Annotated in this window: 26 protein-coding genes, 1 pseudogene and 1 riboswitch; of the genes and pseudogenes, 8 read left to right on the forward strand and 19 right to left on the reverse strand. The window is 69.1% G+C overall.

Features of this window, described 5'->3' with window-relative positions; genetic code table 11:
• The first annotated feature begins 40 nt into the window (after nt 1–40).
• The 6 genes and pseudogenes from E4J16_RS08165 (at nt 41) to E4J16_RS16055 (ending at nt 7,090) form a co-directional block, all read left to right on the forward strand.
• A complete protein-coding gene (locus E4J16_RS08165) occupies nt 41–988 on the forward strand; it encodes an ABC transporter ATP-binding protein (RefSeq protein ID WP_136313733.1) in 948 nt (315 codons plus the stop codon).
• Entirely contained in the window at nt 985–2,619 is a 1,635-nt protein-coding gene (locus E4J16_RS08170) for an ABC transporter permease (protein WP_136313734.1), read from the forward strand. The genes E4J16_RS08165 and E4J16_RS08170 overlap by 4 nt, the downstream gene beginning before the upstream one ends.
• Before the next feature lie 73 nt (nt 2,620–2,692).
• Entirely contained in the window at nt 2,693–3,550 is an 858-nt protein-coding gene (locus E4J16_RS08175) for a MerR family transcriptional regulator (RefSeq protein WP_136313735.1), read from the forward strand.
• Nucleotides 3,547–5,208: an ABC transporter permease gene (locus E4J16_RS08180; RefSeq protein WP_240038075.1), complete on the forward strand. Its 1,662-nt coding sequence runs from the start codon at nt 3,547–3,549 to the stop codon at nt 5,206–5,208. Before E4J16_RS08175 ends, E4J16_RS08180 begins: the two co-directional genes overlap by 4 nt.
• 520 nt (nt 5,209–5,728) lie before the next feature.
• Nucleotides 5,729–6,785 (forward strand): annotated as a pseudogene (locus E4J16_RS08185) (IS30 family transposase).
• A gap of 47 nt (nt 6,786–6,832) precedes the next feature.
• Nucleotides 6,833–7,090, forward strand: coding sequence for a type II toxin-antitoxin system prevent-host-death family antitoxin (locus E4J16_RS16055; RefSeq protein ID WP_136313736.1), 258 nt, complete (start codon nt 6,833–6,835; stop codon nt 7,088–7,090).
• A gap of 1,210 nt (nt 7,091–8,300) precedes the next feature.
• Here E4J16_RS16055 and E4J16_RS08200 read toward each other — a convergent pair.
• Nucleotides 8,301–9,380 (reverse strand): inositol-3-phosphate synthase, encoded by a 1,080-nt coding sequence (locus tag E4J16_RS08200; RefSeq protein WP_136313737.1) that lies wholly within the window; start codon nt 9,378–9,380, stop codon nt 8,301–8,303.
• A gap of 265 nt (nt 9,381–9,645) precedes the next feature.
• On the opposite strand from E4J16_RS08200, the gene E4J16_RS08205 reads away from it, so the two are divergent.
• Both E4J16_RS08205 and E4J16_RS08210 read left to right on the forward strand, forming a co-directional pair.
• Nucleotides 9,646–10,257 (forward strand): TetR/AcrR family transcriptional regulator, encoded by a 612-nt coding sequence (locus tag E4J16_RS08205; protein WP_136313738.1) that lies wholly within the window; start codon nt 9,646–9,648, stop codon nt 10,255–10,257.
• Complete coding sequence (locus E4J16_RS08210; protein ID WP_136192192.1) at nt 10,254–10,613, forward strand: DoxX family protein; 360 nt, start codon at nt 10,254–10,256, stop codon at nt 10,611–10,613. Before E4J16_RS08205 ends, E4J16_RS08210 begins: the two co-directional genes overlap by 4 nt.
• A 297-nt stretch (nt 10,614–10,910) precedes the next feature.
• Here the strand turns inward: E4J16_RS08210 and E4J16_RS08215 are convergent, their stop codons facing one another.
• From E4J16_RS08215 to E4J16_RS08300, 18 genes are all read right to left on the reverse strand, one after another.
• Complete coding sequence (locus tag E4J16_RS08215) at nt 10,911–11,765, reverse strand: amino acid ABC transporter permease (protein WP_136313739.1); 855 nt, start codon at nt 11,763–11,765, stop codon at nt 10,911–10,913.
• Nucleotides 11,762–12,415: an amino acid ABC transporter permease gene (locus tag E4J16_RS08220; RefSeq protein ID WP_136192195.1), complete on the reverse strand. Its 654-nt coding sequence runs from the start codon at nt 12,413–12,415 to the stop codon at nt 11,762–11,764. The genes E4J16_RS08215 and E4J16_RS08220 overlap by 4 nt, the downstream gene beginning before the upstream one ends.
• 102 nt (nt 12,416–12,517) lie before the next feature.
• Nucleotides 12,518–13,456, reverse strand: coding sequence for a glutamate ABC transporter substrate-binding protein (locus tag E4J16_RS08225; RefSeq protein WP_136192196.1), 939 nt, complete (start codon nt 13,454–13,456; stop codon nt 12,518–12,520).
• Nucleotides 13,457–13,527: 71 nt separating this feature from the next.
• Nucleotides 13,528–14,295 (reverse strand): amino acid ABC transporter ATP-binding protein, encoded by a 768-nt coding sequence (locus E4J16_RS08230; protein ID WP_136313740.1) that lies wholly within the window; start codon nt 14,293–14,295, stop codon nt 13,528–13,530.
• A 240-nt stretch (nt 14,296–14,535) separates the two neighbouring features.
• The gene (locus E4J16_RS08235; RefSeq protein WP_136313741.1) at nt 14,536–15,483 is read right to left on the reverse strand and encodes a TrmH family RNA methyltransferase; all 948 of its coding nucleotides are present in this window, start codon (nt 15,481–15,483) and stop codon (nt 14,536–14,538) included.
• 140 nt (nt 15,484–15,623) lie between these two features.
• The gene (gene rplT, locus E4J16_RS08240) at nt 15,624–16,004 is read right to left on the reverse strand and encodes a 50S ribosomal protein L20 (RefSeq protein WP_108967610.1); all 381 of its coding nucleotides are present in this window, start codon (nt 16,002–16,004) and stop codon (nt 15,624–15,626) included.
• 30 nt (nt 16,005–16,034) lie between these two features.
• Nucleotides 16,035–16,229 carry a 50S ribosomal protein L35 gene (gene rpmI, locus E4J16_RS08245; RefSeq protein ID WP_136192204.1) on the reverse strand — a complete coding sequence of 65 codons (195 nt, stop codon included), beginning with the start codon at nt 16,227–16,229 and terminating at the stop codon, nt 16,035–16,037.
• Between the two features lie 114 nt (nt 16,230–16,343).
• On the reverse strand, nt 16,344–16,949 hold the full coding sequence (gene infC, locus E4J16_RS08250; protein WP_240038076.1) for a translation initiation factor IF-3: 606 nt from the start codon (nt 16,947–16,949) through the stop codon (nt 16,344–16,346).
• A gap of 351 nt (nt 16,950–17,300) precedes the next feature.
• Nucleotides 17,301–18,074: an SseB family protein gene (locus E4J16_RS08255; protein WP_240038441.1), complete on the reverse strand. Its 774-nt coding sequence runs from the start codon at nt 18,072–18,074 to the stop codon at nt 17,301–17,303.
• Between the two features lie 78 nt (nt 18,075–18,152).
• Nucleotides 18,153–18,896 carry a bifunctional 1-(5-phosphoribosyl)-5-((5-phosphoribosylamino)methylideneamino)imidazole-4-carboxamide isomerase/phosphoribosylanthranilate isomerase PriA gene (gene priA, locus E4J16_RS08260; RefSeq protein ID WP_136192206.1) on the reverse strand — a complete coding sequence of 248 codons (744 nt, stop codon included), beginning with the start codon at nt 18,894–18,896 and terminating at the stop codon, nt 18,153–18,155.
• 44 nt (nt 18,897–18,940) lie between these two features.
• Nucleotides 18,941–19,606 carry an imidazole glycerol phosphate synthase subunit HisH gene (hisH, locus tag E4J16_RS08265; protein WP_136192207.1) on the reverse strand — a complete coding sequence of 222 codons (666 nt, stop codon included), beginning with the start codon at nt 19,604–19,606 and terminating at the stop codon, nt 18,941–18,943.
• Between the two features lie 42 nt (nt 19,607–19,648).
• The gene (locus E4J16_RS08270) at nt 19,649–20,479 is read right to left on the reverse strand and encodes a hypothetical protein (protein ID WP_136192208.1); all 831 of its coding nucleotides are present in this window, start codon (nt 20,477–20,479) and stop codon (nt 19,649–19,651) included.
• Nucleotides 20,479–21,078, reverse strand: coding sequence for an imidazoleglycerol-phosphate dehydratase HisB (hisB, locus tag E4J16_RS08275; RefSeq protein ID WP_136313742.1), 600 nt, complete (start codon nt 21,076–21,078; stop codon nt 20,479–20,481). Before hisB ends, E4J16_RS08270 begins: the two co-directional genes overlap by 1 nt.
• Nucleotides 21,075–22,280, reverse strand: coding sequence for a histidinol-phosphate transaminase (locus E4J16_RS08280; RefSeq protein WP_136192210.1), 1,206 nt, complete (start codon nt 22,278–22,280; stop codon nt 21,075–21,077). Before E4J16_RS08280 ends, hisB begins: the two co-directional genes overlap by 4 nt.
• Before the next feature lie 44 nt (nt 22,281–22,324).
• Entirely contained in the window at nt 22,325–23,992 is a 1,668-nt protein-coding gene (locus E4J16_RS08285) for a cation:proton antiporter (protein ID WP_136192211.1), read from the reverse strand.
• A gap of 35 nt (nt 23,993–24,027) precedes the next feature.
• The gene (locus tag E4J16_RS08290) at nt 24,028–25,224 is read right to left on the reverse strand and encodes a cobalamin-independent methionine synthase II family protein (RefSeq protein WP_136192212.1); all 1,197 of its coding nucleotides are present in this window, start codon (nt 25,222–25,224) and stop codon (nt 24,028–24,030) included.
• A gap of 8 nt (nt 25,225–25,232) precedes the next feature.
• A riboswitch (SAM riboswitch) is annotated at nt 25,233–25,334 on the reverse strand.
• 80 nt (nt 25,335–25,414) lie between these two features.
• Nucleotides 25,415–26,071: an OmpA family protein gene (locus tag E4J16_RS08295; RefSeq protein ID WP_240038077.1), complete on the reverse strand. Its 657-nt coding sequence runs from the start codon at nt 26,069–26,071 to the stop codon at nt 25,415–25,417.
• The gene (locus E4J16_RS08300; protein WP_136192213.1) at nt 26,068–26,724 is read right to left on the reverse strand and encodes a hypothetical protein; all 657 of its coding nucleotides are present in this window, start codon (nt 26,722–26,724) and stop codon (nt 26,068–26,070) included. Before E4J16_RS08300 ends, E4J16_RS08295 begins: the two co-directional genes overlap by 4 nt.
• Between the last annotated feature and the right edge of the window lie 128 nt (nt 26,725–26,852).

Below are 26,852 nucleotides of genomic sequence, written 5' to 3' on the forward strand. Positions count from 1 at the left end.
CCGATCCCACCACCCGCACTCTCATGAAAGGACACCATTGATGACAACACGCAAAGACAGGGGCCGCGCCGTCGGCGCCACGAATCCGTCCGGAACCCCGATTCGGGTTCAGGGCCTGGTCAAGCGCTTCGGGCGCTTCACCGCCCTGGACGGCCTGGACCTGGAGGTCGCCGCCGGGCAGGTGCACGGCTTCCTCGGCCCGAACGGGGCGGGCAAGTCCACAACCATCCGCGCCCTACTGGGGCTGTATCACCCCGACGGCGGCACGGTGCGTGTACTGGGGCGCGACCCGCGGCGAGAGGCGCCGCGAATCAACCGGGAGGTGTCATACGTGGCCGGGGATGTGGCGCTGTGGCCGAACCTGACCGGCGGGCAGGCGCTCGACGCCCTGGCGGGCCTGCGCGGCAGGCGGGACCGCGCCCGGGAGGAGGAGCTGATCGAGCGCTTCGCCCTGGACCCGAGCAAGAAGGTGCGCACCTACTCCAAGGGCAACCGGCAGAAGGTGGCGCTGGTGGCGGCACTGGCCGCACCAACAAGCCTGCTGATTCTCGACGAGCCGACCAGCGGCCTGGACCCCCTGATGGAGCAGGTCTTCATGGATGAGGTGACCCGGGCCGCGGCCCAGGGGCGCACCGTGCTGCTGTCCAGCCATATCTTCGCCGAGGTGCAGCGTCTGTGTAGCGCCGTGACGATCATCAAGGACGGCCGTGTGGTGGAGCAGGGCGACCTGTCCCGGCTACAGCAGCTTGCCCGTACCCAGATCGAGGTCGGCGGTGACGCGGATCTGCTGCGCGGCATAGCCGCGTCGCTGCCGCAGCTGGAGGACGAGCTGACTGTGGAGGACGGCCGCCTGAGCGTGCAGGTGGGCGCCGCCCGGGTACCGGCGGTACTGGCGGCGGTCGCCGCGCAGGGAGCCACCGACGTGATCTGCCGGCCGGCGAGCCTGGAGGACCTGTTCCTGCGTCACTACGAGGAGGTGCGCGGATGAACCTGCGCAACGACCTGCGCGGCCTGGGCCGCGCCCTGCGCCTGACCGCCAGGAGGCTGCGGGTGCAGGCGCTCGCCTGGATACTGCCCCTGTGGCTAGGCATGGCGTCCTTCGCGCCGGCCTATCAGGACGCCTACTTCTCCGCAGCTGGCGACGCCGGTGGTGCGGGCGGCAATGCGGTGGTCGAGGCGCTGCGGGCCTCCCCGGGCACGCGCCTGTTGTACGGCGAGCTCCCCGACCCGGGCACCATCGGCCAGCTGGTGCAGTGGGAGGGGGCCACCTACCTGCTGGTGTGCACCGCGCTTATGGCGGTGCTGCTGACCTGCCGCCTGTTACGCGCGGATGAGGACGAGGGTCTGATCGAACTTTTGCGGAGCGCGGGCACTGGGAGGTGGGTACCTTTCCTCGCCCCGGTGCTGGTTATCTGGGCGGCGGTCGGCGTCCTGGCCGCCTTGGTGGGCGGCACGCTCGCGGCCGAGGCCGCGCAGATCGAGTCGCTTCCAGCGGCGGGCGGATGGGCGTTGGCCGGAGTGACCGCCGTCGTCGGCTGGGGCTTCGCAGGCCTGGCCGCCGTAGCCTGCCAGTTGGCGCGCAGCGCCGCCGGCGCCCGCCCGCTGGCCCTGGCATGTGTTGGGGTTGCCTTCATGGTGCGGGTGGCCGCCGACCAATGGGAGCTCACCTGGCTGCGGTGGCTCACACCCCTGGGCTGGCGCGATCTGGTCGCCCCCTACACCGACGACGACCCCATGCCACTGGCGGCATGCGCGGCGATATGCGTTGTCCTAGTGGCGGCGGCCGGAGCCCTGTACGCCCACCGGGAGTATGCCGGCGGCTACCTGCCCGACCGGGCCACCAGCGGGCGCCGCTGGCGGATCCACGGCTACGCCGACCTACTCACGCGCCTGTCCACACGCACAACACTGGCATGGGCGGCGGCGGTGGTCTGCTTCGCGGCGTTGTTCGGTTCTACGACCGAGGGCATCCTGGAGATGATGCGGGACGAGCGCATCGCCGAATACGTGAACATGCTGGTACAGGCCGGCGCCGACATGATGGAACAGTTCATGTCGCTGATGACCGTGATGATGGTGCTGCTGATCGCGGTGGCGGCGACTGGGCAGGCGGGTCGGCTCGCCGCCGATGAGGCCGCCGGACTGGTGGAGGCCGAGGCCGCCGTCGGGGTGCCGCGCCGGCGCCTGTTCCTGATGCAGGCAGTCTCGGCGGCAGCGGTGGGGGCGATTCTGCTGGTGTTGTGTGGGGCCGTGCTGGCCGCAGTCACGGCCACGCAGGTGACCGAGGATCATGCCGTGGCGCGGGCCTTCGTGTTCACCGTCACCCAGCTGCCCGGAGTGCTGGCGGCGATCGGCATCGCCCTGGCGGTGGTCGGCGTGGCGCCGCGACGTTTTGGCCTCGTGTGGGCAGTGATCGCCTGGAGCGCCTTCGCCAGGCTGCTGGGCGGCATGATGGACCTGCCGACCTGGGCGCAGGACCTGAGCGTGCTCGGGCACTACCTCGACGTCGTCGGCGACCCGGACTGGGTACCGCTGGCGGTGCAGACGGCTATCGGCGTCCTCGGTACCGCCGTCGGCCTGGTGGCCTACCGACGCCGCGACCTGAGTGGAGCCGGGTGAATCGAGGGGTACGTGCGTACCGCCTCTGCCTGGCAATTGACAGCGACGCAGGGTCGCTTGCTGGGATGTGGGCATGCGCGTCAAGGAGATGGCCGACCTCGCCGGCACCACCACACGGGCGGTACGCCACTACCACCGGCTCGGCCTGCTGCCGGTACCGCCGTCGGCGGGAGGGCGCCGGGACTACGGCGTCGAACATCTGGCCCGGCTGCTGCGCATCCGTTGGCTGGCGGACCGCGGCCTCTCCCTGACCCAAGTCGCACAGATTCTCGCCGCGGATGCGCGGGGCACGGATCGCGAGGCAATCCTGCAGGACCTGCGTTCGGCACGTGAGAACATCGAGGAACGGCAGCGGGCGCTGCGTGAACAGGCCGATCGCGTCGATGAGCTCATCGCCCGGGTTGCCGGCGGCGGCCCTCCCTCACCATTGCCCACTGCACTCACCTACTTCTACGACGACGTCGCCCGCCGGATACGCGGCCTGGAGGCCCCGGCCCGGGACCGGGCCTTGCAAGTCCTGACCGGGGAACGGCGCCTCATGATGACGCTCGCCGCGCGCGAGATGATTCCCGCCAGTGCGAGCCGGTTCATTGCGGAGCTCGACGCCGCCGAGCGCGACGCGTGCGCCCGACAGATATGCGCCTTCGCCGAATTGGAGCAGACGGGTGATGCCGGTGCGGTCGAGCTGGCGCAGGAGTCCTGGGCGCTGGCCCTGCGGCACAAGCAGAGTTCGCTGGCCATCCTGAACGATCTTCCCGAGGGCGAGCTGGGGCGAGCCCTGTGGGATTTGGCCGGGGTCCTCTCGACCATAAGCTATCCGCTCAAAATCCACCGGGTATTCACCGGCGCACTGCTCGATCTGATGCTGGCCGACCCGGATTTCGCGGCGGCGATCCACCGGTCGGCCGGCGGGAGGCGGGTCAGCTTGTGACAACTCGCGCCGAGCGCCGTCCCGTACGGATGCGCGCCGCACCCAGGCCGCAGGCAACTGCGCCTCTCCATGGGCTGCGCCCGACCGTGCATCTGCTGTGGCGACGCCTGCGGTGGCAGGTCCTTGCCTGGTGCCTGCCCCCATGGCTGCTGGCGGCGCTCACTCCCCCGGCGTATGAACGCGTGTATCCCTCGCCGCAGACCCGGGAACTGCTCGTACAGAGCATGCGCGACACGCCGGGTACCCGCCTGCTGTACGGCGTCCTACCGTTGCCGGGACGGATCGGCCAGCTGGTGCAGTGGGAGACGGGCACTTACCTGTTGTTCTGCGTGAGTCTCATGGCGGTGCTGTTGGTCACCAGGACGATGCGCGCCGACGAGGAGGACGGACTGGTCGAGGTACAGCATGCGGCGGGAGTGGGGTGGGCGATTCCCTTCGCAGCGCCGTTGCTTGTGTGCACCGGGGCGGTTGCGGGGTTCGGACTCGGCGTCGGCCTGGTTCTGACCGGCGTGGCTCGATTCGTGACCGAGATGACGGTTGTTGGGGCTTGGATGCTGGCGGGCGCGGTAGCGGTGACCGGCTGGGCCTTCATCGGTCTGACGGCGTTGGACTGTCAGTTGTATCGGCGGGCGAGCCAGGCGCGGTTGCTCGCCCTGGTGACCCTGACGGTGGGGTTCGCGCTGCGGGTGGCGGCGGATGAGCTCGGTGCCGCCTGGCTGCGGTGGCTCACACCCCTGGGCTGGCGCGACCTGGCGGCTCCCTACACCGACGACGACCCCATGCCACTGGCCCTGTGCGCCGCGACATGCGTTGCCCTGGTGGCGGCGGCCGGAGCCCTGTACGCCCACCGGGAGTACGCGGACGGCTACCTGCCCGACCGGGCCACCAGCGGGCGCCGCTGGCGGATCCACGGCTACGCCGACCTACTCACGCGCCTGTCCACACGCACAACACTGGCATGGGCGGCGGCGGTGACCTCCTTCTCCGCACTGTTCGGTGCCATGGCGGGCAACCTCACCGGCCTGCTGAAGCCGGGCTCGGCGACCGGTTCGTATGTCGGGAAGATGGCCGCCGGCAGCCCAGTCCAGCAGTACCTGTCGCTGCTCACAATAATGACTGTCCTGCTCGTCGCGGTGGCCGCGGTGCAGCGGATCAACGTCGTCGTTCTGGAGGAACGGTTCGGCCTGATCGACGTCGATTACGCGGTCGGGCTGTCACGGACCCGGTTGTTCGTGGTGCTGGGCGGTGTGGCCGCGGTTGAGGCCTTCGGCCTGCTGGTGCTCTCCGGCGGTGTGCTCGCAGCCGCGACGGGTTCTCAACTCGCCGAGGACCATGCCGTGGGCCGGGCCTTCGTGTTCACCGTCAGCCAGCTGCCCGGAGCGCTGGCGGCGATCGGCATCGCCCTGGCGGTGGTCGGCGTGGCGCCGCGACGCTTTGGCCTCGTGTGGGCAGTACTTGCCTGGAGCGCCTTCGCCAGGCTGCTGGGCGGCATGATGGACCTGCCGACCTGGGCGCAGGACCTGAGCGTGTTGGGGCACTACCTCGACGTTGTCGGTGACCCGGACTGGGTGCCGCTGGCGGTGCAGACGGCTGTCGGCGTCCTCGGTACCGCCGTCGGCCTAGTGGCCTACCGACGCCGCGACCTGTCAGGTGTCTGAAGCGCGGCAAGTCCGGCCAGGTGACATGCGGCCGCAGCGACAGCACCGACCCCTGGACGGTTGCCCCGCCCGCGCGCGGGTGGCTCCGGTGGCCTGACTGGCGGGATGACTGTCGGTGCGACCGCCGGACCCGCGCGCGGGTGTGCCCGGCGTGAGCGCGCCGCACGCTCAGTTGTGGCGCAGTTTTAGGGATTTGGCGGAATCATGCGGAAAACACCTCAGCCGGTGAACGCGGCATTCGGCTCCCACGTGCGCCGACCCCCGCGGCGCACGTGGGAGCCGAACGACCTCCTTCAACCCAAAACCAAGAACGTTGAAATACCAGGCAAAACTCGCTGTCCGGTCAGAGCGGCAAGATGACTGAGCGTGCGCCGCCACGGGAGGCAACCCGCATTGGAATGTCGCGTACCCCGTTGTCTATGAAGAAGTGCAACACCGTGCCTACTAGCCTGGGTTCTGTGAGGAATCCGTTGGCTTTGGAGAGGAACGGTGCTGCACCGTGTGTAGAGGATACCGGCACTTGAGCGGTGAGGAGCGTGATGTGATTCAGGCGATGCTCCCCCACTCATTCGCTGCGGCAGATCGCCACCGCGCTGGGCCGCAGCCCGGCGACTATCAGTCGGGAGGTGGCCCGCAACTCCTGGCGGCCCTCCCACCTGGCCCAGGCCTACAGGCCCTACCGGCCCGCCAGGTTGAAGACCGACTGGTGGACCGGGCGGGCATATGTGGCCTCCCGCGCCGAGGCGGCTGCGCGCTCACGCCACCACGGCCGGCGTGCACGCATGAGTCATGACCCCCTGGTCGCCTATGTAACCGAGCGGCTGCGCCGGGGGTGGAGCCCGCTGGTGATCAGCGGCCGCCTGAGGCTGGACCACCCCGATGATGAGCGGATGCGGGCCTGCCCGGAGACCATCTACGCCTGGATCTACGTCACCCAGGATCGGGCCGCCGGCCTGTCCGGCTACCTGGCCAGGGCTCACCGGCGCCGCCGCCACACCGGCGGGCGCAGGACGGTTGGCTCCCCGATCCGTCTGCGCGTGGGTGTCAGCCACCGGCCCAAGACAGCGGATGAGCGCTCCCAGGCGGGTCACTGGGAGGCCGACTCTGTGATCTGCAAGCATGGGGTCATCCACACCCTGGTGGACCGGGCCACCCGGTTCATGCTCACCGCCCTGCTGCCGGACAAGACCGCCGCCGCCACTTCCGCCGCCCAGACCCGCCTGCTCGATGGCCTGCCCACCCATATGCGCAGGACGATCACCTACGACAATGGTAGTGAATTCGCTGCCCACCACACCCTGGTGGAATCCCACGGGGTACTGACCTACTTCGCCGACCCCTACAGCTCCTGGCAGCGGGGCACCAACGAGAACCGCAACGGCGTGCTTCGCCGCTACCTGCCCAAAGGCACCGACATCACCCACCTGGACCCAACGGAACTAGCCGACATAACCACCGAGATCAACAACCGCCCCCTACGGGTCCTGGGCTACCACACACCAGCCGAAGCCCACCAACAAGCCCTGACCCAACATACAATCAAAACCACCAACCCCAGGCGTTGCACTTCAACCTAGACAACGGGCGTAGACGATCTGCGCTACGCTTGCTACAGAGTGATGTCATGACTACGATTCCACACCGCGAGCTACGGAACGACAGCGCCGCAATCCTCCGCCGAGTGGAGGCCGGCGAGAGTTTCGAGATCACCAACAACGGATGTCCCGTGGCCGAGCTTGTACCTATTACTCACGACCGCCTCGCGCTACTGCGTCGGCAAGGCGCTACGCGTCCAGCGGTCCCCACAGACTTCAACGCCTTAATGCGCGCGCGAGGACTCAGCTCAAAAGATGTACTGGAAGATCTGCGCGGCGAGCAATGACCATTTGCTACCCAGATACCTCCGCGGCGCTCAAGCTTCTTATTGAGAAAGCCGAGTCAGATCCTTTAGCGGCTCTTCCGGTTTGAGGGTGTGGTGGGTGGTGTTGGCTTGCGCTGATTCGCCGGGGCCGTTGGGGTCATCCGGGCGCTGGACCGGGGCTGCCGCCATTGACGACGCACGGCGGCAAGCTCGGTGCCCTACCCGCCAGGCCCCGGGCGCAGGCGTGAGCGCTCGGGGTGCGGACCTGGCGTGTTCGCCCGCGCGCCCCGGGTGACGGTTCGGCACTTGGCGTGACGGTTCGGCACTTGGCGTGACGGTTCGGCACTTCGCGTGACGGTTCGGCACTTGGCACCAACGATTCGGCACTTCCGGCGACGCTACGTACCCCTACCGTACGAACCGTCGCACGACGGTACGAATCGCCGACCAGAACATACGAACCCTCAGGCGAAGGTACGAACCGTCGCGTCAACACACAAACCCCAGCCCAACACACCCACAAACCGGCTCTTCGTGTTTGTGGGTGTGGTGGTTCGGGCTCGCGGGTGGTCGTGTTCGGCGCGGACGGGTCCGACTTGGCGGTGGCGTTCGGGACTGGGAGGTCGTGCTCGGGCGTCCGGGCGAGGTCTGAGTGGGGCCTGCGCCGACATTCTGGGGCCGACGAGGACATGTGGCCGGCAAGGGGGTGTCCCCGGGGCGGCGTCACGGGCGTCGAGCGAGTGCGGTCAAGACCAGCGCGCGGTCATCGGGTACGCCCCTTCGGCGTCTGCCACGCCAGTTAGACCTCCACTGAAAGGCCCAGAACCCTCCAGCAGACACCAAACCCGAGTAGTAAACCCCGAACCGGCGCAACAGACCACGCCAGCGCAAACCACGCCGACGAACCACCTCCCGGCTCCACCCACACCCCCAAACACGAAGCGCCCTCAAACCGGAAGCGCCCCTTTAGCCACCTGGCTGACCGAGCAGACCGCAAACGGCTTGTCATGATTGATTCCCAGGGCACCGTCGGGACTCGCCTTGAATTGCGCGCCCACTTGGAGCGCCTTATACGCGATCTCAGACGATCCAAGTAGAGGAACACGGCCCAACTGGACAAACGCGGTCAGCGCGTGTGATGACCGGCTTGACTCACAAGTACGCAGGTCGGCCCGCAGCAACTCATGGCTGCTGCGGGCCGACCTGCGTGTGTGCATGGCGGAACGAGCGATCAGCGCTCGACCTCACCCCGGATGAAGGCCTCAGTGGAGTCCATGGCCTCCTCATCGGGGCGCTGCTGGGGCGGGGACTTCATGAAGAAGGACGATGGCGACAGCAGCGGACCACCGATGCCGCGATCCAGGCCGATCTTGGCGGCCCGGATGGCGTCGATGACCACGCCGGCGGAGTTCGGGGAGTCCCAGACCTCAAGCTTGTACTCCAGGCTCACGGGAGCGCCGCCGAAGTTGCGGCCCTCCAGGCGCACGAAGGCGAACTTGCGGTCGTCCAGCCAGCCTACGTAGTCGGAGGGGCCGACGTGAATGTCCTTCTCGGCGAACTGCGTGGAGACGTTGGAGGTGACCGCCTGGGTCTTGGAGATCTTCTTCGACATCAGCCGCTCGCGCTCCAACATGTTCTTGAAGTCCATGTTGCCGCCGACGTTGAGCTGGTAGGTGCGGTCGATGGTGATGCCGCGCTCCTCGAACAGGCGCGCCAGTACCCGGTGGGTGATGGTGGCGCCGATCTGGGACTTGATGTCGTCGCCGATGATCGGCAGGCCGGCATCGGTGAACTTCTGTGCCCAGGCCGGGTCGGAGGCGATGAACACCGGCAGGCAGTTGACGAAGGCGCAGCCGGCGTCGATGGCGCACTGGGCGTAGTAGCGGTCGGCCTCCTCCGAGCCGACGGGCAGGTAAGAGACCACAACGTCGACCTGGGCGTCCTTGAGCGCCTGGACCACGTCAACCGGAGGCTCACTGGACTCCTGGACGGTCTCGCGGTAGTACTTGCCGAAGCCGTCCAGGGTGACGCCGCGCTGGACACTCACGCCGGTGGGGGCGACGTCGGCGATCTTGATGGTGTTGTTCTGTGAGGCGTTGATGGCGTCGGCCAGGTCGAGCCCGACCTTGGCGGCGTCGACGTCGAAGGCGGCCACGAACTCGATGTCTGAGACGTGGTAGTCGCCGAACTGGACGTGCATCAGGCCGCCCACCGTGTCGGTCGGTTTGGCGTCCGCGTAGTGGGTGACGCCCTGCACCAGCGACGACGCGCAGTTGCCCACACCGACGATGGCGACACGTATCTTGCTCATCTGTTCTCCTAATCGGCCCATTGGGCCGTTCGAGGATCTGACGCGCGCGATTTTAGCCATCCGCCCTGGTCAAGGCATGTCACGCCCGTGAATAGCGGCATTCAGCGAATACGCACCTCGGCGCCCGGTCGGCGCACCAGAGCCAAGGACTCGTTGCCGGCGTGGGCCTTGCAGTCGCGCGGAAGAATCGGTATGCTGGCTGAACACGCTCAGCGAACGCGTTCAGTGAACGCGTTCTAAGTAGGGCCGAGTCCAAGGAGGGTCAATGCCCACACGCGCCGAATCACGCGATGCCACCAGGGCCCGGGTCTTGGCAAGCTCGCGAAGGCTGTTCGAGGAAAGAGGTTTCAACGCGACGACCATCAAGGACATCGCGGCGGACGCCGGCGTCAGCGTAGGAAGCGTCATGTACGTCGGAGACAAGAGCGGCCTGTTGGTTGCATGCTTTGACGAACGCATAGAGGCGCTACACACCGGTTACCCTCCGACCAGCCGCGCACAAGTGCGGTCTGAAGGTGGCGGCGATGGCGCACAGGCGATCCTCGACATCCTCTCTCCCTTCATCGACTTGTTCGGCAGTTGCCCCGACCTCACCCGGTCCTACGGAGCGGTGCTCATCTCCGGCGCTCACAGTTCGAGAGTCTTCAGCGAACTGCGGGAGGAGTTGATCAACGAACTCCAAGACGTCTTTGCCGCGGCCTCCGACTGCTCGACGACGGCCGCCAAACAGCGTGCCACAACTGCATACCTTGCCTATCTGGGCGCACTTCTCGAATGGGCATCCATCCCGAGAGCCGGGACGGACGCACTCCGCAGCCGAGTGCGCGACGCGGTCCACCCGCTCCTGACAGCCTCCAACGAGGAGCACGACCAATGACACTGCTCCCTCACTTTCCGTGGCTGGTGGTCCTCCTCGCAGTTGTACTGCTGGGTGACGCCACCTTGTCACTGCGACCTCCTGCCTTCATCCGTAACTGCCTCACCGGAGTCGGATTTCCGCGGCAGTGGTGGTGGACTCTTATAGTCATCAAGGTCTTGGCGGCCGTCGGCCTGCTTATCGGTTTGCGCGTGCAGGGAGTCGCGCTCGCCGCCAGCACAGGCGTGATCTGCTACTTCCTATGCGCCGTCGTCGCCCACGTCAGGGCAGGGTTCATGGGCCGCGAGCTGTGGATCAACTGCCTGGGCATGCTAACCCTGGCTGTTGTAACTGCGGTCACGTCATTCGTCGGCTAGCCCCTCCCGGTCATCACCGCATCAGTCGCAGAGTCGTGTCTGCGCGCCCATGCTCATCTTGCCCGTCGCCCTGACCGTCGCGCTGGTGGGCTACTGGAGGCGGCGCGCATAGTCCATAGGCGTACCGCCACCGGGACCACGCCGCTCTCCTGTCACCAGATGCACCACTTTCCCGGTCGGCTCCGCATAAGCATCAGGCTCCTCCCCCGACATCCAGGGGTACACGCACCTGCCCTAACTACTCGACCGCAGAATGTGGTGCATCCAGTGACACCATCGGCTCTCGAATAGGCCGTTTCAGCGGGTGCGCGCCTCCACGCGCCGGGCCAGGGCACCCAGGGCCCAGTTGATGAGCACGTAGATCAAAGCGATGATCACGTAGGCGGGCAGGTAGACGTCGAGGTGGGCGGTCACCCGTGCCGAGGAGGTCAGCAGGCGGCCTGCGTACATCAGTTCCAGGTAGGCGACCACGTAGCCGAGCGAGGAGTCCTTCAGGATCGTCACCAACTGGGTGATCAGCGTCGGCAGCATCAGCCGCAACGCCTGCGGGGCCAGAATCAGTCGCATGGTCTGGCCGCCACTGAGCCCCAGCGCCTGCGCGGCCTCGGTCTGGCCGCGGTCCAGGGCCAGCACCCCAGAGCGGAAGACCTCCGCCGTCGTCGCCGAGGAGCACATGACGATGGGCACGGTAAGCATCCAGAAGGGCGACAGCGTCAGCCCCCAGCGCGGCACCGCCAGCAGGAAGAAGTAGATCAGCAGCAGCATGGGAATGGCGCGCATGGTGTCGATCCAGGCGCCGAACACCGCACGTACGAACGCCATGCCGCTCATGCGCGCCCATCCCAGCAAGATGCCCAGCGGGAAGGACAGAGCAGCGCCCACGACGGTCACCAGCAGCGTGTCAGCCAGGGACCGAGCGAGGTAACCGACCACAGACTGCCCCAGGAAGTAGCGCCACTTGGGGTACGCGAGCTGTCCGGCCTCACCGAGCTGGAAGAGCGCAGCCGCCACGAGCGCCCCTACGATCAGGGTCACCAGCACCGACCCTATGAGAATCCGGCGCCGTCCCCTGGGGCCGGGGGCGTCGAAGAGCAGGTCGGCGTCGGTGGCTCCTGATGAGCGCGTGGGAACACGTGTGGTCAACACACTCATGCGCGGACCTCCCGTCCGGTGATGCGGCGCTCGAGCAGGCCGCCGAGCTTGGTCGCCAGGAAGGCGATGACCAGGTAGGTAAGACCCGAGGTCAGGAAGGTGATCACCGCTTGCGCGTAGCGCAGGTTCAGCTGCTGAGTGACGTTAGTCAACTCGGGAACACCAATCGCCGCGGCCAGAGAGGAGCCGATCAGGCAGGAGATGAAGATGTTGACCAGCGGCTGAATGGTGCGGGCCAGAGCCTGCGGCAGCACTACGGCGCCGATGATCAGCCCGAAGGGCATGCCCAGGGCACGAGCCGCCTCGATCTGTCCCTTCGCCACGGAGTTGATTCCCGAGCGCACCGTCTCGCACACGAACCCTGAGGCTGAGAAGACGATGGCGGTGACGGCTGCGGCGAAAAGGGACAGGGGCACGCCAGCCCGGGGCGCGGCGAAAGCTGCCAGGATCATCAGGCACAGGGTGGGAATGTTGCAGGCCACCGTCACCCAGGCGGCACCGAGCGCCCGCAGCGGGGGGATCGGGCTGACCCGGAAGACCGCGATCACCGTGCCGACGACGAGCGCGCACGCGAAGCCGACGACGGCGATTGTCAGGGTCGTGGCCAGGCCCTGGCCGATCATGCCGAGGTTGTCGGTGATGACATTCATGGGCGCCTCCTCCGGAGCATTGGGGCGGCCGCCTCGGAAAGGCGGGCCGCCCCAGCCACCGTGCTGTGCTAGCGGATTGATGTTGGCCCGAGCCGGCCGTGCTCAGTCGGTCTCGGAGCCGGGCACGGAGCCGATCACGGGCGGCTCGGGAGCGTCACCGCCGATGATGGCGCCGATGGTTGCGGCCCAGATGGCGTTCCAGGTGCCGTCGTCGTAGATGGTCTGCAGGAAGGTGTTGACGAATGCCTGCGCGTCGGAGTCCTTGGGCAGGCCGATGCCGTAGGGGTCCTCGGTGAAGGGCTCACCTACGATCTTGACGCCGTCGTTGGACTGCACCTCGCTGAGCTCAAGGGACTGGTCGACGACGTAGGCGTCCACCTGGCCGGCCTCGAGCGCGGCCACGCAGCTGGGGTGGTCGGTGAACTGCACCTGCTCGGCGTCGGGCGCGGCCTCGTCCAGGGCAGGGCCGGAGGAGGAGTTGGACTGGACGGCGACCTTCACCCCGGCGAGGTCGTCGACGCCGTTGATGCCGGACTCATCCGCGCGCACCAGGACCGACTGGCCCGAGGAGTAGTAGGGGCCGGCGAAGGAGATCTTCTCGGCGCGCTCCGGAGTGATCGTGTAGGTGGCGAAGACGGCGTCGACCTGGCCGTTCTCGATCATGGTCTCGCGCGTGTCGGAGGTCACCTGGGTCACCTCCAGGAGGGACCGGGCGTCATCCCCACCGATGATGTAACGAGCCAGCGCCTGGGCGAGGGCGGCGTCGAAGCCGGAGATCTGGCCAGTGGCGGGGTCCTCAATGGAGAACACCTCTGAGGTCTTGGTGCCACCGGTCTTCAGCACCCCCGCCTGCTTGACGGCCGACGCCCAGGTGGAGGCGGCCACGACGTCGTCGGCGGCTACGGGGCCGGAGTTGATGACGGCGTCGTAGTCGCTGTCATCACCGCTGGAATCGGCGCAGGCCGCCAGCACGGCGGCGAGCGAGGCCGCACCGGCGGCGGTCAGCAGGGTACGGCGCGTGAGCTGAGGAAGTACGGACATGGTGGTTCCTTTCGGATGCGGCAGGGTGGTTACCAGGAATCGATGGTGGCCGCTGAGCTCAGTGGCCGAGTTCAGTGGCTGAGCACCTTGGACAGGAAGTCACGGGCGCGCTCGGTGCGCGGGGCGTTGAAGAACTCGGCGGGTGCGCCGAGCTCGACGATCTGACCGCCGTCCATGAAGGCGACGCGGTCGGCGACCGAACGGGCGAAGCCCATTTCGTGGGTGACCACAAGCATGGTCATGCCCTCGGCGGCCAGGTCCTTGATGACGTCTAGGACTTCGTTGATCATCTCCGGGTCCAGCGCGGAGGTGGGCTCGTCGAAGAGCATGATCTTGGGGTCCATCGCCAGGGCGCGAGCGATGGCGACCCGCTGCTGCTGCCCGCCGGACAGCTGCGGCGGGCGCTTGGCGGCCTGGTCAGCCAGTCCGACGCGTTCGAGCAGCTGGAGGGCGCGGGCCTCGGCGTCGGCCCGAGGCACCTTGCGCACGCGGGTGGGGGCGAGGGTGATGTTGTCCAGCACGGTGCGGTGCGGGAACAGGTTGAAGGACTGGAAGACCATGCCGACCTCGGCACGCAGGCGGGCCAGTTCACGCCCCTCCTCGGGCAGGAGCTCGCCGTCGATCTCAATGGTGCCGGACTGGATCGTCTCGAGCCGGTTGATGGTGCGACACAGGGTGGACTTGCCGGAGCCGGAGGCCCCGATGACGGCGACCACCTCACCACGGTGAATGTCCAGGCAGACGTCGTCAAGCGCCTTGAAGTCGCCGTAGTACTTGTAGACGTGGCTGATGCGCACGAGCGGGTACTCGCGGGTGGAAGGGTTGGCGGGAGCAGGCATAGGAGCCTCTTCTCGTGTAGGGGCGAATGGGACTGGGGCTGCCTCAGCGACAGCTACAGCAACACATTCGCATGACCACTGGATCCCTCCGGTTCGGATTCGCGGCGACCGGCCCTCCCGGCCACCGTTGCGGCGCCCCGATCCGGGCGGACCGCACGGTGGGCGCGAGTTGCACAGTAGCACCCCAAGCCTAGAGGCGCGTGCGCGCGCCTCCAGCAAGCGGAAACACTGGGAGCGGCGTCACACTCCCGTCTCGGTGTTTGAGACGCAAGGAGCTTGATAAGCATGCTGCGCCCGGGCGCTGGTGTACAGGCAGATGGCGGCGGCGGAGGCGACGTTCAGGGACTCGGCCCGCCCGTAGATGGGGATCGAGACCACCGTGTCCGCCGCATCCAGGGCTGCAGGCGCCAGCCCGCGGGCCTCGTTGCCCAGCAGCCAGGCCGACGGCGCCGCCAGCTCCGCCTCGGCGTCGAACAGGCTCACGGTGCCGCGCCCATCGGCCGCCAGCAGCCTCAGCCCCACCGCCCGCAGCATCCGCACGGCCTCCTCGAGCTCGACGCCGACCAGCAGCGGCAGGTGGAACAGGGAACCAGCAGTGGCGCGCACGACCTTCGGATTCGTCGGGTCGACGCTGCCCTTAACGAGCACAACGGCGTCGGCGCCCGCAGCATCGGCGGCACGGATGATAGTGCCGGCATTGCCGGGATCCTGGGCCTCGGTGAGCACCGCCACCAGGCGCGCCCCGGACAGGGCCGCCTCCAGGCCAGAGGCGGAGCAGGCATCGGCCTCACCCGCGGCGGCATCTGCCTCCTCCGCACCCGCAGCTGCCTTGACCGTTCCCCCGCCGATTCCCGTCTCCGGCGACGCCGCCACGGCGTCGGCACTCACTACGGCCAGCACGCCCTGGGCGTCCGTGCTCATAGCGGCCATGACCTCGGGGGTCACCAAATGGGTGTACAGCCCAGCGGAAGCCGCGGCGCCGGCAATATCAACGTGAGCCCGAGCCGCCTCCTCGGTGAAGTAGACGTCCAGCACGTGCCCTGCGGCATGCCGCACCGCCTCGCGCACGCCCTGCGGCCCCTCCGCCAGAAAGCGGTGGTGCTTATTGCGGGCGGAACGCCGAGCCAAGCCCGCCACCCGGGTAATGCGAGTGGCCTTGGGATTGTCCAGAATCGCGCTCGTGCTCATGGGCGCAGATTACCGGGAACAACGAGACGGCCCCTCACCGGGGCCCGCCGCTCGGCGGGTTCATGGGTGAGGGGCCGTCTCAAGCCCCGCGGCCGCGCGTGGCGACCGGCCGCGTCCGACGGTGTCGGGCGCCGACGGGCTCAGGCCTTGGGGGCGTTGACGTCCGCGGGCAGCGCCTTGCGGGCGGTGTCCACCAGCGCCTTGAAGGCGGCGGGCTCGTTGACGGCCAGCTCGGCGAGCATGCGGCGGTCAACCTCCACGCCGGCCAGGCCCAGGCCCTGGATGAACCGGTTGTAGGTCATGCCCTCGGCGCGGGCGGCGGCGTTGATGCGCTGGATCCACAGGCGACGGAAGTCGCCCTTGCGCGCCCGGCGGTCACGGAACGCATACACGCCGGAGTGAGTGACCTGCTCCTTCGCCTTGCGGTACAGGCGGGAGCGCTGCCCGCGGTAGCCGGAGGCGCGGTCGAGTACGGTACGACGCTTCTTCTGGGCGTTTACAGCCCGCTTCACACGTGCCATGTGATGACTCCTTGTTGTGTTGTGGGCCGATCAGCGACCGAGCAGACGCTTGACCTGACGGGTGTCCGCCGGGGAGACGGCCTGGTCCTGAGACAGCCTGCGCTTGCGCCGGGAGGACTTGACCTCCAGCAGGTGGCGCTTGCCGGCCTGCTCGCGCATGAGCTTGCCGCTTCCGGTGACCCGGAAGCGCTTCTTGGCACCGGAGTGCGTCTTGTTCTTCGGCATGTTTGTTTCCTCATTCTCGGTCCCCGGCTCCGGATGGGCCGGGGGCTGCGGACCTCGTCGAGCGACGGGGCTAGGTATGTGTGCGCGCCCGCAGTGCGAGCGTGCTGCCGGGGCTCACTCGCCCTCGGTGGACTCCTCGGCGGCCTGTGCCTCCGCCTTGGCCTCACGCGCCGCCCTGGCCGCCTGCTTCTCGGCGCGGCGGCTGGCGCGGGCGGCCTCACGGCGTCGGCGCTGATCGGACTTGACCTCCGCCTTCTTGCGGGTGGGGGCCAGCACCATGACCATGTTGCGGCCATCCTGGCGCGGGTGGGACTCGATGTTGCCCAGCTCGGCAACCTCCTCCGCCACGCGCTGCAGCAGCCGGATGCCCAGCTCCGGGCGGGACTGCTCGCGGCCGCGGAAGCGGACGATGCACTTGACCTTGTCCCCACCCTTGAGGAAGCGCTCGACGTGCCCCATCTTGGTGGCGTAGTCGTGCTCATCGATCTTGGGCCGGAACTGGATCTCCTTGAGCTGAGTGTTGGCCTGGTTGCGCCGGGCGTCGCGTGCCTTCATGGCCGACTCGTACTTGAACTTGCCGTAGTCCATGAGTCGGCACACCGGGGGGCGTGCGTCAGGGGCGACCTCTACGAGGTCAAGGCCGGCCTCCTCGGCCAGGCGGAGGGCGTCCTCCACCCGGACGATGCCGACCTGCTCACCGCTGGGGCCGACCAGCCGCACCTCGGGGACGCGGATCCGTTCGTTGATACGGGGCTCGCTGATGACTGTTCCTCACTCTTGTCAGTGGTTACCGTCGCAACGAAGAAGGCCTTCGCCGCATACGCGCACGAAGGCCTTTCATGTGCTCATCCGAGCACGGTCGCGGAGCCCAGAAGGACAGCGACCACGAGGACCACTCCTCGCATGACCCGGCCCCCTTGAGGGACCCAGGTGGGATTTCTCCGCTTGCGCGCCGGAGCTGGAACCCCGGCCGGTCGGCAAGCAAGCTTAGCAGTCTCGTCCCGTGCCGACGACGCTGTAGGGGCGCGCGGGAACGTGACGCTGCCCATAGGCGCCACCTGCGTGCATCCGTCAGGCGGGCACCGGGCACAGCTCCACGGTATCGATGAACTCACCCCAGGCAGGGTTGACCATCACGTACTGGCACTGCTCCAGTGCGGCGGCCACCGCGGGCGTGCCCGCGGAGGCGTCTACGCGGATGAACACACGCAACTCGGCGCTCTCCCCCGGCGCGAAGGCCACCCCGGTGACGCCCTCGACGGCGCCGAGCTGCGCGGCCACCTCCGCCTGCACCGGCTCGTTGCGCCAGGAGGGGATCCAGTCCTCTCCCCCGGCCAGGGCGACCACGGCGGGCCGGGGCAGACGCAGGTCCCGGGTGCCGGGGTCCAGCACCCAGAGCTGATCAGTCTGTGCACAGGCGACCTGGGCGGCGCGCTCGGGGGTGACGGGCACGGGACGTACATCTTCGCGCCAGGCCGCCACCGCCGCCGCCGAGGTGAACACCGGCAGGGCCAGGTGGCCGTCATCAAGCCGGACGGCCAGGTCGGCGGCGTCCCGGGCGGCGTCGGCGGTGTGCGGCTCGTGCGCAGGCGCGGCTGCGTCCGGCCTCCCCAGTCGCAACGGCGTGGGTCCGCCGACGGCGTGCGCCGCAACGGGAACAATCAGGCGACTGGCCGCCAGGGCGGCGAGCAGCCGGTCCAGGTACTCGTGGCGGGTGAGCCCCTGCGCCTCCAGTGCGGCGGTGACAGCGGGATCGGCGGAGCCGTCGTCGGCGGCGAAGGGAGTCGGTGCGGACAGCAGCTGCTCAAGACGGCTGCGGGCGGCCAGGGCGGCCTCCAGCTGCATGTCCGTGGGCAGGGCCCGGCCGCCTCCATCAGCGGAGGCGGCCCGCCCGCCGGCGGCATCAGGGTTCCCGGCCATGGCTCAGCGCGCCCCCTGCGCGGAGTCCTCGCCGCCGCATACGGCCAGTGCCTCCTGGAGGGTGAAGTTCCCGTTGTACAGAGCCTTGCCTACGATCGCGCCCTCCAGCCCGGATCGCTCCAGGCGGGCGAGTGCACGCAGGTCATCCAGGTGGGCGATGCCGCCGGAGGCGACGACGGGAGCACCGGTACGCTCGCACACCTCACGCAGCAAGTTGATGTTCGGCCCCATGAGGGTGCCGTCCTTGGTGACGTCGGTGACCACGTAGCGGGCGCAGCCGGCGGCGTTCAGACGCTCCAGGGTCTCCCACAGGTCTCCGCCCTCCTTGGTCCACCCGCGAGCCGCCAGCCTGGTGCCGCGCACGTCCAGACCGACGGCGATCCTGTCGCCGTGCTCAGCGATGACCCGTTCGGTCCACTCGGGGTCCTCCAGCGCGGCGGTGCCGAGGTTGACGCGGGCGGCCCCGGCTGACAGCGCCCTGTGCAGGGAGGCGTCGTCGCGGATACCGCCGGACAGCTCCACCTTCACGTCCACCTCCCCGACGATGCGGGCGAGCAGCGGGGCGTTGGTGCCCCTTCCGAAGGCCGCGTCCAGATCCACCAGGTGGATCCACTGCGCGCCGGCTTCAACCCAGTCGCGTGCCGCGTCGATGGGGCTGCCGTAGTCGGTCTCGCTGCCGGCCTCGCCTCGCAGCAGGCGGACGGCCTTGCCGTAGGCGACATCGACGGCAGGAAAGAGGGTGAGCATGGGCGTCTCCTTGAAGCGACGAAGGTGTTGAGGTCTTGCGTGGCTCACAGGGTGGTGAGCCAGTTGCGTAGTAGTTGTGCGCCGGCGTCCCCGGACTTCTCGGGGTGGAACTGGGTGGCGCTCAGCGCCCCGTTCTCGACGGCGGCCACGAAGTCCTCCCCGTGTGTGGCCCAGGTGGCGCTGGGCAGGCGCATACTGCCCTGCTCCAGCAGCGCCGCCGGGTCGGTCTGCGCAGCGTAGGAGTGCACGAAGTAGAAGCGTTCGGAGCCGGAGGAGTCGAACAGGCCGTCGAACAGCACCGTGTCCGCCGGCGGGCGCACCTGGCTCCAGCCCATGTGGGGCACGACCTCCGCCACCAGCCGGGACACCGTGCCGGGCCACTGCCCCAGGCCGGGAACCGGCTCGCCGCCTGCCTGCTCGGTGTGCTCGGTGGAGGCGGCGAACATCACCTGCATACCCACACAGATGCCGAGCACGGGCCTGCCCCCGGCCAGCCGCAGGTCAATAAGCCTGGGGGCGTCCACGCCCCGCAGCTGCTCCATGACGGCGGCGAAGGCGCCGACGCCGGGCACGACCAGTCCGTCCGCGTTGGCCACGACCTCGGGGTCCGCGGTCAGCTCGACGACCGCGCCGACGCGCTCCAGGGCGCGCACGGCCGAGCGCACGTTTCCACTTCCGTAGGACAGGACGACGACGTGTGGTTGCCTCACGGGGCCACACTACCTACACCCGCGAGAGCCGCGGCCCCCATGTCAGTTCCCGGAACGGTCCCCCTGGTCACGGTCCCGGCCGCGCGGGCGCATCCCGCGGCCCAGCCAGCGCATCATGCGGCCCGGCTTGACCTCACTGGTGTTGATGGCGCCCGGCGCGTCCTGCACCCGGGTGGCGCCGAACAGCAGGTCCTCAACGACCTCATCCAGATCGGGCAGCAGCAGTCCGGGGCTGATCTCCTCCCCCGCCTCGCCGCCCCGGAAGCGTCGTGCGGTGATGGTGCCGGACAGGCCGGTCTCGATGCCGACGTCGGTGGCCAGGTCGGCGGTTACCAGCACCACCCCCGGGCGGCTCAGGCGCGACAGGGCGGCGGCGAGCTCGGCGGCCTCGGCGGGCTCGGTGTCTGCGCCGCCCAGGAGCTCGGCGATGTCCCACTCGGCGTGCGCGGAGACGAATTCCTTGACCGCGATGGCACCCGAGCGTGAGGGCACCACCCAGCAGTCCAGGCCGCCGACTGCGCACAGGGCGGCCAGGGCGTCGGCGCCGGCCAGGGGGGTGAGCACGATCGCAATCTTCACGGCCCGCGCGGCTCCGGCCTCGGCGTGTGCGTCGCCGTCCAGGGCCGCGGCGAGGGCCTCGACCTCGGCGAGCTGCTCCGGGGTCAGGCCTCCGTCATCCTCAGAGTCCTCTGAGGCAGCCCCGCCGGGGACGCCGTAGAGGTTGTGGGGGACGTCGTCGGTGGAGACGGGGCCGGTGGCCTCCGGCGGGTCCGCGGGCAGGTCCATGCCCTCGATCATGGCGGCGAACTCGGCGTCGATATCGGGCTCGTCCTCGCGGTGGCCGCCGGTGCCGGCGGAGTGCTCATCATGCATCACAGCGCTCCCTTGGTTGAGGGGATGCCGTCGACGCGGGGGTCGGGCTCCACCGCGGCACGCAGCGCACGGGCCAGGGCCTTGAACTCCGCCTCGGCGATGTGGTGGGGGTCGCGCCCGGAGATGACGCGCACGTACAGGCAGATGCCGGCGTGATAGGCGATCGCCTCCAGGCAGTGGCGGACCATGGAGCCCGTGAAGTGTCCGCCGATGAGGTGGTGGACGAAGGCCTCGGACTCGCCGTCGTGCATGAGGTAGGGGCGGCCGGAGATGTCGACGACGGCCTGGGCCAGCGCCTCATCCAGGGGCACGAGGGCGTCGCCGAAGCGGCGGATGCCGCGCTTGTCCCCCAGGGCGGTCCTCAGGGCCTCGCCGATGCAGATGGCGGTGTCCTCCACCGTGTGGTGCACGTCGATATCGGTGTCGCCGGAGGCGTGCACCGTCAAGTCGATCAGGGAGTGCTTGCCCAGGGCGGTGAGCATGTGGTCGTAGAAGGGCACCGTGGTGGAGATGTCGGTCCGGCCGGTGCCGTCGAGGTTGAGCTCGACGACCACGGAGGACTCACTGGTGGCGCGTTCGATGCGGGCCGTGCGGTTCATGCGGGATTCTCCTCCAGGTTCTGGCCGTTGCGGTCCGGTTGGTGCGGGCCGTCGCTGGTGACGGCAGTGAGGGCGGTACGGAAGTCGGCCATCTCTGCCGGCGTGCCGACGCAGACCCGAAGGTACCCCTCCGGGCCGACGACCCGGATCAGGACGCCGCGGTCGAGCAGCCCCTGCCACACGGCTTCGCGGTCGGTGAAGGGGCCGAACAGCACGAAGTTGGAATCGGAGTCGTAGGCGGTCCAGCCCTGGGCACGCAGCCACGCCACCAGGTCGTCGCGCTCATCGCGCAGGGAGGCGACCTGGCTCATCAGCTCCTCGCGGTGATCCAGGGCCGCCAGGGCCGCCGCCTGGGAGACGGCGGACAGGTGATAGGGCAGGCGCACGATGCGCAGCATGTCCACCAGCTCACGGGACGCCGCCAGGTACCCCAGCCGCAGCCCGGCCATGCCGAAGGCCTTGCTCATGGTGCGGGTGACGGCCAGGTGCGGGTAGCGGGGGGCGCCATCGCCGTCGGTGCGCTCCAGCAGCTCCAGTGCGCTGGGCACACCGGGGCGGCGGAACTCCGCGTAGGCCTCGTCGATCACCACTACGCAGTCGGTGGCGACGTCGTCGCCTGCCGCCGCGTCGGCGGGCCCGTGACCGCGGGCGGCCTCAAGGATGGCAACCACGTCGTCGAGCGGCAGGGCGGTGCCGGTGGGGTTGTTGGGGCTGGCGAGGATGACCACGGCCGGGTGCTCGCGTGCGATGGCCGCGGCGACGGCGTCGACATCCACGGTGAAGTCCTCCCGCCGCGGCCCGGTGACGTAGCGGGTGAAGGTGTCGCGGGCGTACTCGGGGTACATGGAGTAGGTGGGGGTGAAGGACAGGCAGGTACGCCCGGGCCCGCCGAAGGCCTGCAGCACATGTGCCATGACCTCGTTGGAGCCGTTGGCGGCCCAGATCTGCTGCCAGTCCAGGGTCACACCGGACTCGGCGGCCAGGTAGTCGGCCAGGGCGGCCCGCAAATCTGGGAAGTCCCGGTCCGGGTAGCGGTTCAGCCCGGAGGCGGCCCGTCCGACGGCGGCGGCGATGTCCGCCACCACGGCCGGGCTGGGCTGGTAGGGGTTCTCATTCACGTTGAGGCGCACCGGCACGTCCAGCTCGGGTGCGCCGTAGGGTTCACAGCCCGCCAGATCGGGCCGCAGCGGAAGAGCGGTCACGTCACGAGAGTCTACGCGGAGTCCGCCCGGCCCCGACACGCGTCCTATTCCGCGGCGGTCAGCATGATCTCCTTCGCGTCCAGGAGTTCAAGCGCATACTCCAGGCTGCTGGAGGAGAACAGGCCCTCATCGCGGGCGTCGAGCAGTGCCCGCCGCTGCACACGGATGCTCTCAATGGCGAGCTCACGCGCCTCAGCGGGGGTGAGCACGTCGGCATGCCGACTGGTGGCGGCATCATCCAGCAGCCGGAGCAACCGCCCGCGCTCGGCATCGAAGTCGGTGCGGGAGCCCAGGCGCGGGCGGACGAGCCGGATGACACCGCCCAGCGTGAGCCCCTGGATGACCAGTGACCCACTGGCCACCAGCAGGGCCACCAGCAGCAGGAAGGGGCGGTCGGGCGTCGTCAGGGGAAGGGTCTGGGCCGCGGCCAGGGTTACGGCGCCGCGCATGCCCGCCCACACGATCACCGCCCCCTCGCGTGGCCCGAGCGGATCGGCGGTGAAGTAGTCCAGGTCGGCTCCCCGGCGCCGCTGGCGCCGTTGGCCGCGCTCCAGGCGGTCGCGCCAACCGGTGACCGCCTGGTGCCACTGCTCCGCGGACAGGCCGTGCTTGGCCAACAGCTCGTCATCGATGCCTCGTGCCTGCTCCAGCCGCCTCTCGAAGCGGTCCAGCCGCTGGCGCTCCTCCTCCAGGTGCTGGCGGTGGCGGCGGCGCACGTGACGCAGCCAGACCAGCAACGGCGCTACGAAGGCCACCCGCACCAGCACCGCCATGGCCCCGGTTCCGGCCGCCAGCAGCACGGCGGCGCGCAGGCCGAAACCGCCGTCGACCACGTCCTGGACGATCCCGTAGGCCTGCAGCCCCATGAACAGGAAGACGCCGCCCTCCAGAATCAGCTCGATGGTGCGCCAGTTCTGCTGGGCGGTCTGCCGGTGGGCGGGTGGAAGCAGACGCGGCCGACGATAGGAGATGACCAGGCCGGCGACGACGGCCGCGACCAGCCCGGAACCGCCCAGATGGTCCGTGGGCAGGGAGGCCAGGAAGGGGATGGTGAAGGACACGACCGTGTCCGCCGTCGGGTTGGTTATGCGGGAGCGAACCCGGATGCTGCCCTCCCCCACCGCCCAGCCGATGGCCAGGGCGAGGGCCAGCGAGGTGAGGAAGCCGGAGACGAGTGCGGCGGGCTGCAGGGCGTCGGCGCTGTGGGCGATGCCGGCGGCCGTGGCGGAGGACAGCAGGATCAGGGCGGTGGCGTCGTTGAACAGCCCCTCCCCCTCCAGGATGGTGATGATCCGCTGGGAGACGCCCGAGCCGCGGGCGACGGTAATGGCGACGGCGTCGGTGGGGCTCAGCACCGCCCCCAGGGCGATCGCCCAGGGCAGTGAGATCGTCGGCATGACGGCGTGCACCACCAAGCCGGTGACGGTGGCGCTGACGGCGACCAGTCCGACCGCGAGCGCCGCGACGGCGCGCAGTTCGCGCCGGAAGTCCATCACGGGCATGGACACCGCGGTGGAGAACAGCAGCGGCGGGAGCACCACTTCGAGGACGATGTCGGGATCCAGCTCGATCGCCGAGACGAACGGCAGGAAACCGACACCCGCCCCCAGGGCGAGCAGCAGTAGCGGAGAGGCTACGCCGACCCTGGGGGCGAGTTGGTTGCCGGCGGCGATGACGAGCAGGCCCGCGACCGCGATGATGAGTATCTCCACGGCCGCACCCTAGGACGCGGCGCCTGGAAGGAGACTCACAGGCGCGCGGAGGCCAGCCGGGCGCCCTCGGTCAGCGAGGCCAGCTTGGACCAGGCGATGTGGGCGTGCACGCGTCCGCCCAGCCCGCAGTCGGTGGAGGCGACCACGCGCTCGGGCCCTACCAGCCGGGCGAAGCGCTCGATGCGGTCGGCGACCAGCTCCGGGTGCTCCAGCACGTTCGTGGCGTGGGAGACCACTCCGGGGATCAGGTACTTGCCGTCGGGCAGGGCGGTGTCCTGCCAGATCTTCCACTCGTGCTCGTGGCGGACGTTCGCGGCCTCGAAGCTCAATCCGTTGGCGTTCACGGACAGTGCCAGGTCCACGATCTTGTCGAAGCCCAGGTCGGTGGAGTGCGGGCCGTGCCAGGAGCCCCAGCACACGTGGTAGCGCACCTGGGCGGGGTCGATGCCCTCCAGGGCGTGGTTGAGGGCCTCAATGCGCACAGCGGAGAAGCGGCGGTAGTCCTCCAGGGACGGCTCGGTGATGAACTGGTCCCAGGACTCGGCCAGGTCGGGGGCGTCGATCTGAACCGTGAGCCCGGCGTCGGTGATCGCCCGGTACTCCTCCCGCAGGGCCTCGGCCCAGGCCCATACGGCGGCCTCGTCGTCCTCGTAGAAGTAGTTGCCCACGCGGGCCGCCGACGCCGGGCTGACGGAGGCAACGAAGCCCTCGCTCAGCGGCTTGCCGGCCCTTTCAAGCCCGTGCTTGAGTGCGGCGATGTCGCGGGCGACAATGTCCTGACCGGTGTAGCGGATCTCGCCGGTGACTACGGGGAACACCCAGGGCCTGCGCGTGGCCAGGTGGATGCCGGAGGTGGGGTCTGCGTAGGCGTCGGCGTAGGCGACCCAGTCGCGGCGGTCGGTCATGGCGTCGAGCTCGAGCCTGCCGGCCGGCGTGGGCTTGCGCTCGGGCAGCTGGTCGAGCAGCTCAAGGCCGCTGAAGCGGGTGAAGGAGTATGACCACCAGGCGCCGTAGTCGACCTTCTCGGTCATGGCGTGCCCGTACTCGCCGTCGTTGACGATCGTCAGGCCGGTCTCGGCCTGCCGGGCGACGACGGCGTCGGTCTGCTCGGCGACGACCGCCGCGAGCCCGGCGTCGTCGAGGGTGCCGGCCGCGTGAGCGGCGTTAGCCTCAAGCAGCGCCTCGGTGCGGGGCAGGGAGCCTACATGGGTGGTGCGGATTTGCTTGGCCATTTCAGGTCCTTCCATCGTTCCTGGCGGGAGCACCGCACCGCCGGACGCAGCCGGTGGCGTGGTTGCTGCGGCGTCAACGAGCCAGGTCTCTCAGCCGCTCTGGATGGTGCCCGCACACCATATCAGGGCCCACCCGCAGGCCGGCGCCATCGGCGCGCCCGCGCCGCCGCCGGCGGCCGGAGTCAAGGGCCTAGCCCTCGGCGACGATCTCGACGCGACGGTTGGCGGCCCGTCCCTCCTCAGACACGGAGCCGTCCTCCTCCGTCTCCGAGGCGATCGGCTCGGACTCCCCCTTGCCCTGCGCGGTGACGTCCAGGTCGGGCAGCTGGTCGGTGATATAGGTCTTGACCGCCTCGGCCCTGCGCTCGGACAGGTCCTGGTTGTAGTCGTCCTCATCCACCGAGTCGGTGTGGCCGGTGATCGTGACCGTGGTGGGTGGATCGTCCCGCCACTGCGCGATCAGCTCGTCCAGCACCTCGTGGGCGCGGTCGGTCAGCTCCGCGGAGTCCGCCTCGAAGTTCACGTCGCTGGACAGCGTGGTGGTGGTGCGGTCCCCCAGCTCCACCACGGAGGCCGCGCCATCCGTGGTGCCGATCGGCGCCTCGATGTCATAGCTCCGCATCTCGATGGAGTACACGGGCGCCTCGACGCTCTCACCGGCCTCGGGCACGACGCCGGGGGCGACGTATCTGGTGGCCACGGCAGTGGCCGAAGGAGTCGGCGTCGCCGACGCGGCCAGTGCCATAGGCTGGGAGGCGAGCGCGCCCACCGCCGCCGCCAGCACCATCGTGCCTCCCACGGCCGCCGCGCCCCTGGCCCGCGGGGCGTTCACGGATCGGCGAGTCATCGGGTCACCGCCACGTCCGTGAACAGCTGCAGGCCGGGGATGGAGACCGTGACGGTCTCCACGTTCTCCGGCAGGGGCGCGTACATGTTGTAGTAGATCGCCGTGTCACCCGGGCGGATACGGTCGGGCTGGGAGCACAGCTGCTTGCCGTCGGTGTTGCGGGCCGTCTCATAGGTCTTCTGGTTCAGGGCGTCAATAATCATCACGCCCGAGGTCGTGCCAATGCCTCCCGAGCTGCTGAACGCGGTGGTCGGGTACAGGCCCTCATGCTCGTCGTCGTCGGGCGAGAGGCTGGTCACCGAGAAGGTGACGATCGTGAAGCCCCCGGTCACGGTGACGGCATTGAGGTCCACGCGAGCCGGCTCCTCTGCTGAGAAGCCGTTATTCAGCTCCACCTCCTGCGAGCCCAGTACGGGCAGGTTGCCGGTGAAGGGCAGGGCCGTGCCCGCCGCCGATGCCTGTGCCGCCGCAGTGGCGACGTCCCCGCCTCCGGCCGCGCCGTCGTCGTCGCCACCGCGGTCGGTCAGGCTGCATGCCGCCAGCACACCGGCGGCCACCGCGGCGCCTCCCCACGCCAATAGCCGACGACGGCTGTGGATCCGGGACGGCGCTGGGGCTCCGGTGGGCGCCGGGTTGAGGGAGGACGAAGGCATATGGCAACTCCTTGGTACGGGGAGGCAGCGGGCACGCGCGCATCGCACTCGTGCACCCGGCGTCAGGTGCTGAGCCCACTCCCACTCATTATGTATCGAAACGTTATCCAGATTGCCTGGTGCAGTCA

It is taken from the genome of Actinomyces procaprae (genome assembly GCF_004798665.1).
In the GTDB taxonomy this organism is placed as follows: domain Bacteria; phylum Actinomycetota; class Actinomycetes; order Actinomycetales; family Actinomycetaceae; genus Actinomyces; species Actinomyces procaprae.